We start from the raw sequence: 15175 nt of genomic DNA, 5'->3' as shown, positions 1-15175 counted from the left end.
TCAAATTAAAATATTCTAAAAATCTTTTTGTTATATTGCGTAACAATCGGTTATTCTAGACCAGCCTAGATGTAATTGTTGCTGTTAATGACCTTAACTGCAAGCTAGGCTCTGTCAAGGATGACCCAGAATTAGAGGTAACTCAATTCTATTTCTCAGGAAAGAGCGTGATTTTTCCCTCTAGTAAGACGTGTCATAAATATTCGTCTATTCTAGGGGTACTTTTTTATTCAAAAATGAATATCAACTTTCAGACAGATTATAGGTAGTCACTCTCATGTCTAAGCTGGTTTTAGTTCTAAACTGCGGTAGTTCATCTCTTAAGTTCGCAATCATTGATCCAGTATCAGGTGAAGAACATCTTTCAGGTCTAGCAGAATGTCTAGGCCTTCCTGAAGCTCGTATCAAGTGGAAACTTGATGGTAAGCACGAAGCACAACTAGGTGACGGCGCTGCTCACGAAGAAGCTCTAGCATTCATGGTTGATACTATTCTTGCTTCTAAGCCAGAACTTAAAGAATCTCTAGGCGCTATCGGTCACCGTATCGTACACGGTGGCGAGCAGTTCTCTGCATCAGCACTGATCGACGATGTTGTTCTTCAAGGTATCGTAGATGCGTCTGATTTCGCACCTCTACACAACCCTGCACACGTTGTTGGTATCGAAGCTGCTAAGCATAACTTCGCTGGCCTGAAGAACGTTGCTGTATTTGACACTGCTTTCCACCAGACTATGCCTGAAGAAGCATTCCTATACGCTATCCCTTACAACCTATACAAAGAAAACGGTATCCGTCGTTACGGCGCACACGGTACTTCTCACCGTTTCATCGCTCGTGAAACAGCGATCCTTCTTGACAAGCCTCTTGATGAACTAAACATCATCAACTGTCACCTAGGTAACGGCGCATCTGTATGTGCAATCAAAGGCGGTAAATCTGTAGATATCTCTATGGGTCTAACGCCTCTTGAAGGTCTAGTAATGGGTACTCGTTGTGGTGACCTTGACCCAGCAGTTATGTTCCACCTACACGATCGTCTAGGTATGAGCGTTGCTGAAATCAATACTATGTTCACTAAAGAGTCTGGCCTACTAGGTCTTACTGGTGTGACTTCTGACTGTCGTTTCGTTGAAGAAAACTACGGCGTTAAAGAAGAAGCAACTCGCGCAATGAACGTATTCTGTCACCGTCTTGCTAAGTACGTAGCTAGCTACGCAGCAACAATGGACGGTCGTCTAGACGCAATCGTATTCACAGGCGGCATCGGTGAGAACTCTGCACCAATCCGTGAAGAAGTACTTAAGCGTCTAGCTATCTTCGGTATCGAAGTAGACAGCGAAGCTAACCTTAAAGCTCGTTTCGGCGGCGAAGGTGTTATCACTACTGCAAACAGCCGCATTCCTGCAATGGTTGTTTCTACTAACGAAGAATTAGTAATCGCAGAAGATACAGCGCTTCTAGCTGAAATCTAATCTTACGATTATTAAAACGGCTGACTTTTTGTCAGCCGTTTTTTCATGGCATTTTGTCATATTTTACTGTGGTGCTGCTCTATGATTATTCTACTTAAATACTAAGTCGAATTGTTATTGAACAGTGCTGTATCGATTCAATAGTCAGAGGAATCTATAGTGTCTCGTACTATTATGCTTATCCCAGTTGGCGCTGGTGTTGGTCTAACAAGCGTTAGTCTTGGTGTGCTTCGTGCAATGGAACGCAAAGGCGTTCGTGTTTCATTCTTCAAGCCTATCGCGCAACCACGTCAAGGTGGCGACCAGCCTGATCTAACAACAACGATCATCCGTGCTAACAGCGATATGCAAATCGCTGAGTCATTCTCAATGGCAAGCGCAGAAGAACTTATTCGTAACGATCAAACTGACGTTCTTCTAGAAGACATCGTTGCTCGCTTTAAAGCAGCAACAGCAGATGCTGACGTAACGCTAATCGAAGGTCTAGTTGCTACTCGTAAGCACCCTTTTGCAAACCAAATTAACTTTGAAATTGCAAAAACACTAGATGCAGAAATCGTATTCGTTGTCTCTCCTGGCACTGATAACCCAGCGCAACTTAAAGAGCGTATCGAAGTAGCATGTTCTAACTTCGGCGGCATCAAGAACAAGCAAATCTCTGGTGTTATCGTTAATAAACTTAACGCACCAGTTGATGCTGAAGGCCGTACTCGCCCAGATCTTTCTGAGATTTTTGACGATGTTGAAGGCACTGTTCCTTCAAACGTTGAAATCATGCAAGTGTTCAACTCTAGCCCTATCCGTGTACTTGGTTGTGCACCTTGGAGCGCAGAGCTAATCGCTACTCGTGCAACAGATATTGCTCAGCACCTAAATGCTGACATCATCAATGCAGGTGATCTAGAAACACGTCGTATTAAGAGCATCACTTTCTGTGCACGTTCTATCCCTAATATGGTTGAGCACTTCCGTCCAGGTTCACTACTTGTGACGTCTGCTGACCGTCCTGACGTTATCGTTGCTGCATGTCTTGCTGCAATGAACGGCGTTGAGCTAGGTGCACTTCTACTAACAGGTGGTTACGACCTACCTAAACCTGTTATGGATCTATGTGAGCGCGCATTCGCAACAGGTCTTCCTGTTATGACGGCACAAGGTAACACTTGGCAGACATCGCTTAACCTACAGAGCTTCACTTTAGAAGTTCCTGCAGACGATAAAGAGCGTGTTGAGTTTGTTAACGAGTACATGGCAAGCCACATCGACGGTAACTGGATTGAATCTCTAACTGAAGGTTCAAACCGTGAGCGTCGTCTAAGCCCACCAGCATTCCGTTACCAGTTAACTGAACTTGCTCGTAAAGCAGCTAAGCGTATCGTTCTTCCTGAAGGTGATGAGCCACGTACAGTTAAAGCTGCGGCTATCTGTGCTGAGCGCGGTATCGCTGAATGTGTACTTCTAGGTAACCCTGAAGAAATTCGTCGCGTTGCTGAGCAACAAGGCGTGGTTCTTGGTGCTGGCGTAACTATCATCAACTCTGATGAAGTACGTGAAAACTACGTTGCTCGTTTAGTTGAGCTACGTGGCGCGAAAGGTATGACTGACGTTGTAGCGCGTGAGAAACTACAAGATTCAGTATTCCTAGGCACAATGATGCTTGAGAATGGCGAAGTTGACGGTCTAGTGTCTGGTGCAGTTCACACAACTGCGAACACTATCGTTCCTCCATTCCAAATCATCAAGACTGCACCTGATGCGTCTATCGTATCATCTGTATTCTTCATGCTACTACCTGACCAAGTATTGGTTTACGGTGACTGTGCGATCAACCCAGATCCAACAGCAGAGCAACTTGCTGAAATCGCTATCCAATCTGCAGATTCTGCAAAAGCATTTGGTATCGACCCTCGCGTTGCTATGATCTCATACTCTACTGGTACTTCTGGTAAAGGCGCAGACGTAGATAAAGTACGTGAAGCAACTAAACTTGCTCAAGAGAAGCGTCCTGATCTAGTGATCGACGGTCCTCTACAGTACGATGCTGCAATCATGGAAAACGTAGCGGCTTCTAAAGCGCCTAACTCTCCAGTAGCAGGTAAAGCAACTGTATTTGTATTCCCAGACCTAAACACGGGTAACACAACTTACAAAGCGGTACAGCGTTCTGCAGATCTAGTCTCTATCGGTCCAATGCTTCAGGGCATGCGTAAGCCAGTTAACGACCTTTCTCGTGGCGCACTAGTAGACGATATCGTTTACACAGTTGCACTAACTGCGATTCAGGCAGAACAAGCTAACGCTAAGTAAGTTCTTTTTTCTTACTTAAAAAACTGTTCTAACGCCCCTGCACAATAATTTTGTGCAGGGGCGTTTTTTATTGCTGGCAACAGCGGATTTAAGCCTTTATGCTAATTGTCTACTTAGGTTAAGGATGACCCAATAGCATGGATGTGCTCAATACCTTAGGGCTTTTTATCGGCTCTTTAGTTTCAAATACCCTCGCTTCACTTTCTGGTGGTGGCGCTGGTTTAATTCAATTCCCATTACTTCTTTTTCTTGGTTTACCGTTTGGTATTGCCCTTGCTACCCATAAAGTTACCAGTGTTGCTTTAGGTATTGGTGCTACCGTTAATCATCTCCGTAATGGCAACTTACCGTGGAAACTTACCCTCTACGTGATTAGCGTTGGCGCTATTGGCGTCATTATTGGGGCAAATCTCATTCTCGCCATCCCCGTTAAATTTGCCGAAGCCGCCTTAGGTGCATTGATCATTAGCCTAGGTATTTATTCTGTTACTACTAAAGATCTTGGCCAAACATCCACACCACAACGTCGGCATAGTTTAGGATTTATTATTGGCGCTATTATTTTATTTATTATCGGCATGATTAACGGCTCACTGACCGCGGGGAGTGGTTTATTTGTCACTATGTTCTTAGTGCGATGGTTTGGATTTGACTATAAACAAGCTGTCGCCATCACTTTAGTCAGCGTTGGATTATTTTGGAATGCCATCGGTGCCATTGCTATCTACCAAGCGGGGGCAACCATTTACTGGCCGTGGCTACCAGTATTATTGATTGGATCGTTACTCGGTGGCTATCTTGGTGCTCACCTTGCCCATCAACGTAGTAATCAGTTAATTAAACGTTGCTTTGAAAGCTTAACCTTTGTGATTGGTTTTAAATTATTACTCGACCTTTAATAATAACCATCGCCTCAAACAGGAATTAACATGAATAAAGCCACCATCGATATTTATTATTGTCGTCAGTGTAATTGGATGCTGCGAGCAACATGGATGACACAAGAATTACTGCATACCTTCAGTGAAGAAATCACTTCCATTAGCCTTCATCCTGATACCGGTGGACGTTTTGAAATTTTTTGTAATAAACAGCTTATTTGGGAACGTAAAGTCGATGGCGGCTTTCCTGATGCAAAACAACTTAAACAACGGATTCGTGATGAGATAGATCCCGAACGTGATTTAGGTCATATCGATAGATAATCTTGCTTTCAACAAAAAAGCGCATGCTCGATAGCTCAAGCATGCGCTTTTTATTAATGGCTAAGATGCTAATTAAGCACTGTTTGTGCCAACACCTCACCCTCAAAACTAATCACAGATAGCTGATTACCGTCTAATAAACCGTAGCTTGCAGGTAAACCGTTACGAGGAATAGCAACGGAGCCAGGATTAAAGGCGTAGTAATCCGATTTTAATTCAGCAACAGGAATATGCGTGTGGCCAGATACAATCACATCACCATTCATCAACGGTGGATGCTTATCGGCATTATAAATATGACCATGAGTTAAAAATAACCGTCGACCATCAGCTAACATCACCAAGTTATAATCTGCCATCATTGGAAAATCTAACAGCATTTGATCAACGTCGCTGTCGCAATTACCTCTTACCGCGGTAATTCGATCTGCATACTGATTTAATAATTCAGCCACTTTGATCGGATCGTACCCTTCAGGTAACGCATTGCGAGGCCCATGATTAAGAATATCACCTAATAAAATAAGATACTTAGCCCCACTTTTTTCAAAAGCAGCAATGGCTTTTTGAGCAGCAACGAAACTACCGTGAATATCTGATGCAAAAAATAATTTCATGATTAAGCTCGACCAAAAAATCGTAAATATATTGATTCAGTCTACGTGAGCTGCAATAAAAATACTATTATCACAATCAAGCCATAATGTGATCAGCCAGTATCACTTATACTGTGAAAGTAATTGGCAATAATAATATTCATTGCAGCACAAACTTGCTTACAGCATCAGTTAATTTAATATAGTACATCGATAACCGCGAGGAATAACACTATGAAAATCTTAGTGACGGGCGCGACAGGGCTCATCGGTAAAGCACTGCTTCCCCATTTAAATCATGATGAAATTACGGTTATTAGCCGTGATCCCGCTCGCGCTTATCAACAATTAGGTCATCATATTAACGCGCTTGATTTACTTGAGTCATTACCTAGCCTTGATCAATTCGATGCTGTTATTAATCTTGCGGGTGAACCAATCATTGGCAAGCGTTGGAGTGCTCAACAAAAACATGTTATTGAAGACAGCCGCTGGAATATCACCCAACAACTGGTTGATAAAATAAAAGCCAGTGATAACCCTCCTCATACATTTATTAGTGGCTCGGCTGTTGGTATCTACGGTAATCAGCACGATCAAATCATTGATGAAACATTTAATATTACACCTAATAATACTGATTTTTCCCAGCAAGTTTGCTCTCAGTGGGAACAAATAGCCCTTGAAGCACAATCTGATAAAACGCGTGTATGCTTATTAAGAACGGGGATCGTACTTGCTAAACAAGGCGGTGCATTGGCGAAAATGTTATTACCTTATCAATTTGGTGTTGGTGGTCCTATTGGCGATGGTCAGCAATATTTCCCATGGATCCAACTACAAGATATGGTGCGAGGAATTTTATTTTTACTTAATAATAATGATGCTCAAGGTCCGTATAATATGACCGCTCCCAACCCGGTCACTAATCGTGTTTTCAGTGCTACCCTTGCCAACACCTTACATCGCCCACATTTATTGTTTACCCCTGCTTGGGTATTAAAATGTGCCCTTGGAGAGTCTTCACAACTGCTATTAGACGGTCAACGCGCATTACCGAACAAATTACTGGCTGCAGGGTTTAACTTTACCTTCCCTGATATTGAGCAAGCGTTAAAGCAGACGTTGGGGGATTAATTAAGTGTATTTGCACAATAAAAGCAGACTAGAATAACAGCCCTGTAGAGTAATAACCCTGTAATAAATTCATCAGATATTAGGCCTAAATATCTTGCTATAATTATCCCCACCCAATAACATGTATAATAAATACAACATTGGAGTTTGTTATGTTAGATCTCACCAATCTTACTGTTATTAAATCTCTTATATTTTTAACTATTGAATCTATCGCTTTAATTTTAATGGTTTCACTACCTATTTTATTAACATCAGCACTGATCATTAAAAATATTCGATCTTTTTTTAATCCAAACAAATAATGATCTGGCTATAGTTAAAATATAGATAACGTTGCCTTAATCATCGTAACGGTAACAACAATTTATTAATCTGCGACCATGACACCAAATACACCAATGCTATCGCTAGCAGTGGCAACCCTAACCACATTAGCGGATGTAAACTAAACGGCAGTTCAAACCCTTTAACCACCAGCAAACCGACCACAAACTCTGCGCCTATCGCAGCAATCATACCGGCTAACACAGCAATAATGCCGTACTCAAACCACAGAGTAGCGGCAATACGCTTTCGGCTGGCACCTAAAGTTCGGTATAACTGAATTTCGGTTTGGCGCTCTGAAATACTCAACCGCAACAACGTCATGATCAACAGTAAGCCGCTGACAACACCTAGCCCAGCTAACACAGTCAACGACCAACTCACTTGCGCCAACAAGCCTTGAATACGGGTTGCCATCATCCGTAAATCAAGCACACTCACAGTAGGATATTGACTGGCTAACGTATTTAATAATCCATTTTGTTGCTTACCAACCCGAAAACTGACTAATCCCGTTGCAGGAAATGACTGCAACACATCCGGCGTAAAAATAAAGTAAAAATTGGGCTTCATATTGCGCCATTCAACATGTCGAATGCTGTTAACGGTGGCGTTAAATTCCAACCCGCCAACGGTAAATACCAACTTATCACCCAACTGAATATTCAATCGTTTGGCAATTCCAGATTCAACTGAAACACCGTCCGCTTTACCCCATTGCCCTTTGGTAACCACATTATGGCTTGGTAGTGTTTTCGCCCACGTAAAATTAAGTTCACGCTTTAAAGCAGGATCAACACTTTCATCATCTGCCTTTCGATTTAGCTCATTACTTATCTCAGTATTATTTTCAGCTTGATCAGTCGCCGTTTCATTTGATGTAGCGTAAAAACGTTGATCGTTAATTGCGACTAACCGACCTCGCGTTACTGGATAGCCTTGCGAACGGGTTAGATTAGCTTTATCTAAATCGGCTAAATAGCTTTGCTGTTGCTCAGGGGCGATATTGAGTGCAAACACATTCGGCGCATTCGCAGGTAGGGTATTTTGCCAATCCGCGAGTAATTCATTACGTAATAATCCAATCACCGCCAATAACATTAATGAGCAAGTTAACGCCACCAGTTGAGTCGCAGTTTTGGTTTTACTGCGATTCACACGGCTTAACGCTAAACTATAAGTTGCACCTAATTTCACTCGTTGTAATAACGCGATAGCAGTCACACCAATACCCGCTAAAACCAACAACAACCCCACGATACCTAACAGGGTTAACCACACTAAAAAATTAGTGCCAATCCACACGATAGCCGCTAACACAGGAGGCAATAACAGTAACCATGCCAAACGACTAGAAGTGGGGGCTATTGTCGATACTTGTACTGAATTGATCGCGGAGGTTTGAACTAACCGTGACAGCGGGATCCCTAACGCTGGTAGTGCAATTAACAATGCCAACAATAAACTGATCGCAAAAGGCGCAATTCCCATCGCAGGTAGCTGATCGGGTAATAAGTTTTGCAGGGGATAACGCAGCAACCACTCAAGTCCTAATCCGAGCATTAAACCAACAATGATCGCAACCACAAACACGAGGCCGATCTGAGTTAATAGCCAGCGCCATAAAAAACCTTGGGTCGCACCAAGACTTTTCATCATCGCCACCGCCGTCTTACGCGTTGCCGCATAGTGTTGGCAAGTTAGCACTAATGTGGCAGCAGCCATTAATACCACCAGCACCAATGTGAGCGATAAATATTGCCGCGCACGTTCAATAAAATCACCACTGCGTCCAGCATCATTTTCAGTTAGCCACCGTTGGCTTGGAGTTAAGATTAATAGCTGACGAATATCATCTAATACTTGATTGGAACCAGAGAAATAATAACGATAGCTGATGCGACTGCCGGGCTGCACACCACCGACAGCTTCAATATCTTGTTGATGAATAAACACCGTCGGCATTTGGCTAAACGGATTAAACGATAATTCAGGATCTTGGGTAATACGGCCACTAACGGTTAACTCAGCATCACCCAGCATGAGTACATCACCAATTTTCACGTTTAACAGCGAAAATAAACGCTCAGTTAGCCATAATTGCTGCGGTTTTACATGGTGTTCTAATAACGCGGTATCTGCACTTTGTAAGTTAAGTTCACCCCGTAATGGAAAGCCTGAGTCGACAGCTTTAACACTCACCAACTGCATGCCGTTATCACTAAATGCCATAGTACCAAAACGGATTTGCTGAGCGACTTTTACCGCATCGGTTGATAATGCTTTAAGCTGCGAAAGATCAATCGGCTGTGAAGAAACAAGCACACTATCAGCCGTTAATGCAGATCGTCCTTGATCAACAATGATCGCTTCCACTCGGCTCACTAATGCTGATAACGCAAACACACACGCGATAATTAAACTCAACGCTAAAGTGACTAACCATAATTGACCTTGGCGAATTTCACGCCATGCCCAACGCACAATAAATGTTCGATTATTAGCAGCAACAGCAGTATTAAACATCGCGATCGTCCTTATTTAATGGCTCATTATCAGTCCTATTTTGCACTTGATTTAATATGCCATTATCTAATCGCAGTAGTCGATCGCACCGTGCGGCTAAGGCATCATCATGAGTCACTAATATCAGGGTAGTACCGTTGTCTCGATTAAGCTCAAACAATAACTCAATCACCATTGCAGCCGTTTGTTGATCTAAATTTCCTGTTGGCTCATCGGCAAACAAAATTTTAGGGTTGATCATAAACGCGCGTGCTAATGCTACCCGTTGTTGCTCGCCACCTGATAATTGGCTCGGTATATGAGTCTCTCGTCCTTGTAAACCAACAACAGCTAATAGTTGTTTAGCACGTTCAATATCGAGCGCTTTATTTTGAATCAAACATGGCAGAGTAACGTTTTCTAACGCATTTAAGGTCGGCAATAATAAGAAGTTTTGAAACACAAACCCAATCGATTCACTGCGCAGCTGTGCCCGTTGTTCATCATCTAAGCGCGTTAGATTATGACCTAATAGTTCAATCTCACCGGCAGTTGGCACATCTAACCCTGCCAGCAACGTCATTAGGGTCGATTTTCCTGCACCTGATACACCCACTAACGCAATTGACTCGCCTTGCTCGACCTCAAGCGAAACATCCTGCAAAATGGTCATTGGCGACAAGGCTGTCGTAACCTGTTTAGAAACAGCGTGTACTTTTATTACGGAGATTGACATGATACGAATCCTTTCATTATTAATGCTGTTATTTTCATCGACAGCATTTAGTCAAACGCTATTAGTCTTGGGTGATAGCTTAAGTGCGGGTTATCAAATGCCAACCAATAAAAGCTGGCCTGTACTACTACCTGAAATATTAGCCCAACAATCCCAACCAACGACAATTATCAATGCCAGTATCTCAGGCGATACCAGTGGTAATGGGTTAGCACGACTGCCGCAACTGCTTAAGCAATACCAACCTGACATAGTATTAATCGAATTAGGTGCAAACGATGGTTTACGCGGTTTTGATCCTAAAATACTACGCAATAATCTCGATCAGATGATCACTTTAATTAAAGAAATGGGATCACAGCCGTTATTAATGCAAATCGAAATTCCACCTAATTATGGTAAGCGTTATAACATGTTATTTCGTAATACTTACCCAGAGTTAAGCCAATCATTGAACGTACCACTGTTGCCTTTTTTCCTTATTGACATCATTGTTAAACCTCAACTGATGATGAAAGATGGTCTTCATCCAACAGCGGAAGCACAACCGCTTATCGCCCAATTTATGGCAAAGCAACTTCAACCGTATCTTAATCAGGAAAGTTCACAATGACGACTTCTATCTTAATTACTGGCTGTAGTTCTGGTATTGGCTACTACTGCGCCGCCGAGCTCAATAAATTAGGCTATAACGTCATCGCCAGTTGTCGCCAACAACGCGATGTAGAACGATTAAATAGCCAAGGTATTCCTTGTATTCAACTGGATCTTCGTTGTTCTGAATCGATTGATCGCGGATTAAAACAAGCATTAGTTTTAGCAAATGGTCAACTAGATGTGTTATTTAACAATGCGGCTTATGGCCAACCAGGAGCATTAGAAGATTTATCTACAGAGGCATTGCGCGCTCAGTTTGAAACTAACTTCTTTGGCTGGCATCAACTAACTCGTGCAGTAATCCCGTTGATGCTACAACAAGGCCACGGCAAAATTATTCAAAACAGTTCAGTATTAGGTTTAGTTGCGATGAAATACCGCGGCGCCTATAACGCCAGTAAATTTGCCATTGAAGGTTATACTGATACGCTTCGATTAGAATTAGCGAACACCCCCATAAAAATTGCCTTAATAGAACCGGGACCTATTGAAAGTCATTTTCGTCAAAATGCTAAATCTCAATTTGAACAACACATTGATATTAATCATTCTCGTCATCATGATGCTTATCAACAAACATTACATAGATTAGGCACGACAACCCCAAATAATAAGTTCACTTTAAGCCCCGATGCCGTATTTAAGCAAGTGTTGGCTATAATTAACAGTAAGCGCCCAAAAGCACGTTACTATGTTACTCAACCAACATATATTTTTGGCTTTCTTCGTCGTATATTACCGACAAAATGGTTAGATAAACTGCTAATAAAGAGTAATTAATTAAATATAAGCCATAATAACAAGGTTTATTATGGCTGATTTTAATTTATTGAATTCAGATAAAATGGTGACAAAAACAACAATCAAAAAATAAACAAAGAAAAATACATCACATTTCCGTGCTTAAAGTTAAACAAATAACCTTTATACCAACATTCTTCTCTATCAATGACAAAATCTATAATAACGTCATATTAGTGTCACAATAAAACGCTACAGTAAGCGCAAGTCAAAAAACTTATATCATCAAAATTGTCTTATCTGAGGTGTAGTATGTCGTTGCGCCAAATTAATCTTATCTGTCTCTGTATCACACTCGCGGTTATGCTTACCTTTAATAATTAATGTCATTTAATGCTCTTTTCTTGATTCGTCTCGATTCATCCCCATATATTTGATATAGCCTTTCAAATAGCCAACGGATATCAGCACATGTATCAAAATGTCGCTCTTGAATTAAACGAACAGAATCTTCAGCAAATCATCGATCAATCAATACAAACACCGGTGGTGATCAGTTTTTGGGCGCCTTCAATGCCAGAAACGCTAGAAGTAAATGCAATCCTTGAAAAAATTGCCCGTGAATACCAAGGACAATTTACGCTAGCAACGGTGAACTGTGAGACTCAACAGATGGTTGCTTCTCAATTTGGTGTACGTGGATTACCTACTGTCGCTCTATTTAAGGGGGGCCAACCTACTGATGGCTCAGCGGGTCCACAAACAGAACAAAGTTTACGTGAAATGCTAACCCGTCATTTACCAACCCCCGAAGAATTACAACTGCAACACGCATTAGCGTTAGTAAAAAGTGAAGATTACAATCAAGCACTCGCATTACTACGTCAGTTAGCACAAAAATTTCCTAAAAATAGTGTGATTGAGCTGGCGATTGCTGAATGCTTAGTGGCTGCGGGATTATTTGATGAAGCAGAGTTAATTCTTGAAACCATTCCGATGCAAGATCAAGATGCACAATATAAAGGACTACTTGCCAAGCTTGAATTACATAAACAAGCGGGTAACTCGCCTGAAATACAATTATTAGAAGAAAAATTAGCGGCAAACCCAAGTGATGCCAATATTGCTTTTGAGCTTGCGGTTCAATACAGCCAAGTAAACCGTAATGAAGAAGCATTAGCACTCTTATTAAATATTCTTCGTAGCGATCTTAATTTTGCTGACGGTAATGCTAAAAAGACCATGATGGATATTTTAGCGGCACTCGGACAAGGCAACCCGATTGCAGGAACTTATCGTCGTCAACTGTATTCTTTACTATATTAAGTGATAGACCAATAAAAAGGCCCGTCAGCGTCATGCTTACGGGCCTTTTTTATTCAGCAAATTAAACCTAACTGCTAACGTGCATTCGTTTTTTCAAACACTAAAAATTTATTGCCTGAGTCAATAACCAAAGTATTATTAATAACTTCAATACTGGTCGCACTACGTAATACATTCAACATATTTTCTTCCTGAGTAACAAGTTCAGGTAAGCAAATTCTACGGGTGACACTAGGTAAAGTAAAACTACCATCCGCCGCAATTAGGCGTCCTTTAAATTGATTACAACCTGTAAAACCAGACACTTTCATATCAGCATTAATATCTAATTTAGGTTTATGCTTTGTTACACCAGGGATACATACGCCACCCTTTAGTGTCCATTCCCCTACAAGTTGAGTTGATTTATTCATTTGTTGATTAGAAAAACAACCGGTCAATGAAATGGCTAATAGTATTAATAAACAAAATTTACTTTTTTTCATCATCGCTCTATAACTCAATCTTAATCTCAATAGACTGCTTTTTCATTTAGAAACAAGCTATTGAGATAACAATCGCATAAAACAATGCCGATGATCTCTCATCGGCATTAATATTCAAACTATACAGCCTGTACTATCGTCTTAATTACTTAAGGATGATTTGTACTGAACGCTGAACGTAGTTAGTGCTGTCAGCTGAGTTAGTTTGGATTGGGTTGCTGTTAGCTACGTGAGAAACAGTTAGGCGAGATGCGCTAATACCGTTTGCTTCTAGGAAGCTAGCAACGTTCGCTGCACGTTCTGCAGAGATTTTTTCGTTGATTGCTTGGCTACCAACTTTATCAGTACGACCGATAATTTGAGCGTTAACTTCTGGGTTAGCTTGCATAGTTGCAACAACTTCGCCTAGGTTGTAACGGCCGTAGTCGTTTAACTTAGTTTGACCATTTTGGTATGGAAGAACGTAAGAAGAACGAGTTGGGATTTGTGCTTCAACAGCAACTTCTTTAACAACTTCTACATTGTTAGTAACAATTACAGGTGTTGCAGGTTGACCAAACTTGTATGTCATACCCCAGTACGCTTGAGTTAGATCAGCGTGACCTTGTGAAGTACGTAGGTTTTGGTAGTAATCAGCACCGATTTGAGTAGATAGTGCGTTAGTGATCTGGTAAGACAGACCTAAACCACCAGTTGCTGAGAAGCTATCAGAGTGCATGTGGAATGCATTGTCAGCAAAATTCTTGTCATTTGCATAGATGTAAGTACCACCTACTTTAGCAAATGCAGATAGTTTTTGTGTAAGAGGTAGATTACCTTTAATACCTACAGTTGCAAGGTTTAGGTCAGAGTTACCTAAGTCATGCATGAAGTCGTAGCTAGCATATACACCAACATATTGGTTGAAGTCGTAACCAGCATCTAATTTAGCACTTGGAGCATTAGTTTGGCCGCCAAATGCTTGAGAGTCTGCGCTACCTACGTAACCCATACCTAGTGCACCACCAACCCAGAAGCCGTGGCCTTGACCAGCGTACCAGTGACCAGTTGCAGCTGATTGAGTTAGAGCAGTGTTATTTGTAGCCGTTGCTGGTGCATCAGCAGCCATTGCAGATGTAGCAACGCCTAGAGATAAAGCTGCTACTACAGCTAGAGATAGAGATTTCAATTTCATGTTTAACTCCATTGGTTAAATGCTTTAAAACTTTCTAATTGTCTGTCCATATAAGTGCGTACTATCTATTTTTTTAAGCGTGTATCGCAGGACAGTCTTTGTTAGGAACCCCACCATTTTGTGACTGAGTTGGCATTAAGGCAAATAATAAAAAATGATGTTCACAATTAATTGTTGTTTTTTCACACGTGTCAAAAAAATGACTTCTGAAAAATAAATCTTTCAGAAATAATTTAGATAAATGAAAATAACGTTTTTTTTAAACGATTTAATTCATATAAAAAAAGATAAAAATAACACAAGCAACCAATATAACCATTTACAAACAATGACTTACAGACAAAACACCACATAAGCGTCACTTAAAAAAAAATATGAAAAATATACTTTTTTATACTATAGATAATGTAATAAATAATCATATATCGCTATTTAAGGTGCAAATTATCCTTTATCATCTCTTCCATAAATATTTTTTTTTGTTAGCATTTGCTTTGAAAATAAA

12 protein-coding genes and 1 pseudogene are annotated in these 15175 nt (G+C 41.0%); 8 read left to right on the top strand and 5 right to left on the bottom strand.

Annotated features, from left to right (window positions below):
* Positions 1-277 precede the first annotated feature (277 nt).
* The 4 genes from ACJZU6_RS05560 to ACJZU6_RS05545 all read left to right on the top strand — a co-directional run bounded on the left by ACJZU6_RS05560 (position 278) and on the right by ACJZU6_RS05545 (position 4986).
* Positions 278-1474 carry an acetate kinase gene (locus ACJZU6_RS05560; protein ID WP_080158078.1) on the top strand — a complete coding sequence of 399 codons (1197 nt, stop codon included), beginning with the start codon at positions 278-280 and terminating at the stop codon, positions 1472-1474.
* A gap of 159 nt (positions 1475-1633) precedes the next feature.
* Positions 1634-3781, top strand: a complete 2148-nt coding sequence (pta, locus tag ACJZU6_RS05555; RefSeq protein WP_199190809.1) for a phosphate acetyltransferase — start codon at positions 1634-1636, stop codon at positions 3779-3781.
* A gap of 137 nt (positions 3782-3918) precedes the next feature.
* The gene (locus tag ACJZU6_RS05550) at positions 3919-4680 is read left to right on the top strand and encodes a sulfite exporter TauE/SafE family protein (RefSeq protein ID WP_408900751.1); all 762 of its coding nucleotides are present in this window, start codon (positions 3919-3921) and stop codon (positions 4678-4680) included.
* Between the two features lie 30 nt (positions 4681-4710).
* Entirely contained in the window at positions 4711-4986 is a 276-nt protein-coding gene (locus ACJZU6_RS05545) for a SelT/SelW/SelH family protein (protein WP_080158080.1), read from the top strand.
* Positions 4987-5054: 68 nt separating this feature from the next.
* On the opposite strand, the gene yfcE is transcribed toward ACJZU6_RS05545, so the two are convergent.
* Positions 5055-5603: a phosphodiesterase gene (gene yfcE, locus ACJZU6_RS05540; protein WP_107276876.1), complete on the bottom strand. Its 549-nt coding sequence runs from the start codon at positions 5601-5603 to the stop codon at positions 5055-5057.
* Between the two features lie 213 nt (positions 5604-5816).
* Between yfcE and ACJZU6_RS05535 the strand changes: the two genes are divergently transcribed.
* The gene (locus tag ACJZU6_RS05535; protein ID WP_408900750.1) at positions 5817-6719 is read left to right on the top strand and encodes a TIGR01777 family oxidoreductase; all 903 of its coding nucleotides are present in this window, start codon (positions 5817-5819) and stop codon (positions 6717-6719) included.
* Positions 6720-7064: 345 nt separating this feature from the next.
* Here ACJZU6_RS05535 and ACJZU6_RS05530 read toward each other — a convergent pair whose 3' ends face one another.
* Both ACJZU6_RS05530 and ACJZU6_RS05525 read right to left on the bottom strand, forming a co-directional pair.
* Entirely contained in the window at positions 7065-9572 is a 2508-nt protein-coding gene (locus tag ACJZU6_RS05530) for an ABC transporter permease (RefSeq protein WP_408900749.1), read from the bottom strand.
* Positions 9565-10185 (bottom strand): annotated as a pseudogene (locus tag ACJZU6_RS05525) (ABC transporter ATP-binding protein); the annotation flags it as partial. The pseudogene ACJZU6_RS05525 and the gene ACJZU6_RS05530, both read right to left, overlap by 8 nt.
* 100 nt (positions 10186-10285) lie before the next feature.
* On the opposite strand from ACJZU6_RS05525, the gene ACJZU6_RS05520 reads away from it, so the two are divergent.
* The 3 genes from ACJZU6_RS05520 (at position 10286) to ACJZU6_RS05510 (ending at position 13011) form a co-directional block, all read left to right on the top strand.
* A complete protein-coding gene (locus tag ACJZU6_RS05520) occupies positions 10286-10900 on the top strand; it encodes an arylesterase (protein WP_408900748.1) in 615 nt (204 codons plus the stop codon).
* A complete protein-coding gene (locus tag ACJZU6_RS05515; protein ID WP_080158086.1) occupies positions 10897-11724 on the top strand; it encodes an SDR family oxidoreductase in 828 nt (275 codons plus the stop codon). Before ACJZU6_RS05520 ends, ACJZU6_RS05515 begins: the two co-directional genes overlap by 4 nt.
* A 432-nt stretch (positions 11725-12156) precedes the next feature.
* A complete protein-coding gene (locus ACJZU6_RS05510) occupies positions 12157-13011 on the top strand; it encodes a co-chaperone YbbN (RefSeq protein WP_080158087.1) in 855 nt (284 codons plus the stop codon).
* A 74-nt stretch (positions 13012-13085) separates the two neighbouring features.
* Here ACJZU6_RS05510 and ACJZU6_RS05505 read toward each other — a convergent pair whose 3' ends face one another.
* Positions 13086-13499, bottom strand: coding sequence for an META domain-containing protein (locus tag ACJZU6_RS05505; protein ID WP_408900747.1), 414 nt, complete (start codon positions 13497-13499; stop codon positions 13086-13088).
* A gap of 142 nt (positions 13500-13641) precedes the next feature.
* Positions 13642-14670: an OmpA family protein gene (locus tag ACJZU6_RS05500; protein WP_408900746.1), complete on the bottom strand. Its 1029-nt coding sequence runs from the start codon at positions 14668-14670 to the stop codon at positions 13642-13644.
* Positions 14671-15175: the final 505 nt, after the last annotated feature.

Origin of the sequence: Photobacterium piscicola (genome assembly GCF_046058925.1) — a bacterium.
In the GTDB taxonomy this organism is placed as follows: domain Bacteria; phylum Pseudomonadota; class Gammaproteobacteria; order Enterobacterales; family Vibrionaceae; genus Photobacterium; species Photobacterium piscicola.
This window is presented reverse-complemented; position numbering and strand designations above follow the sequence as displayed.

Excerpts from the sequence above, each read along its gene's own strand:
- ACJZU6_RS05560 (WP_080158078.1), top strand. The coding sequence starts at position 278 with ATGTCTAAGCTGGTTTTAGTTCTAAACTGCGGTAGTTCATCTCTTAAG.
- ACJZU6_RS05550 (WP_408900751.1), top strand. The coding sequence starts at position 3,919 with ATGGATGTGCTCAATACCTTAGGGCTTTTTATCGGCTCTTTAGTTTCA.
- ACJZU6_RS05545 (WP_080158080.1), top strand. The coding sequence starts at position 4,711 with ATGAATAAAGCCACCATCGATATTTATTATTGTCGTCAGTGTAATTGG.
- yfcE (WP_107276876.1), bottom strand. The coding sequence starts at position 5,603 with ATGAAATTATTTTTTGCATCAGATATTCACGGTAGTTTCGTTGCTGCT.
- ACJZU6_RS05535 (WP_408900750.1), top strand. The coding sequence starts at position 5,817 with ATGAAAATCTTAGTGACGGGCGCGACAGGGCTCATCGGTAAAGCACTG.
- ACJZU6_RS05530 (WP_408900749.1), bottom strand. The coding sequence starts at position 9,572 with ATGTTTAATACTGCTGTTGCTGCTAATAATCGAACATTTATTGTGCGT.
- ACJZU6_RS05520 (WP_408900748.1), top strand. The coding sequence starts at position 10,286 with ATGATACGAATCCTTTCATTATTAATGCTGTTATTTTCATCGACAGCA.
- ACJZU6_RS05515 (WP_080158086.1), top strand. The coding sequence starts at position 10,897 with ATGACGACTTCTATCTTAATTACTGGCTGTAGTTCTGGTATTGGCTAC.
- ACJZU6_RS05510 (WP_080158087.1), top strand. The coding sequence starts at position 12,157 with ATGTATCAAAATGTCGCTCTTGAATTAAACGAACAGAATCTTCAGCAA.
- ACJZU6_RS05505 (WP_408900747.1), bottom strand. The coding sequence starts at position 13,499 with ATGATGAAAAAAAGTAAATTTTGTTTATTAATACTATTAGCCATTTCA.
- ACJZU6_RS05500 (WP_408900746.1), bottom strand. The coding sequence starts at position 14,670 with ATGAAATTGAAATCTCTATCTCTAGCTGTAGTAGCAGCTTTATCTCTA.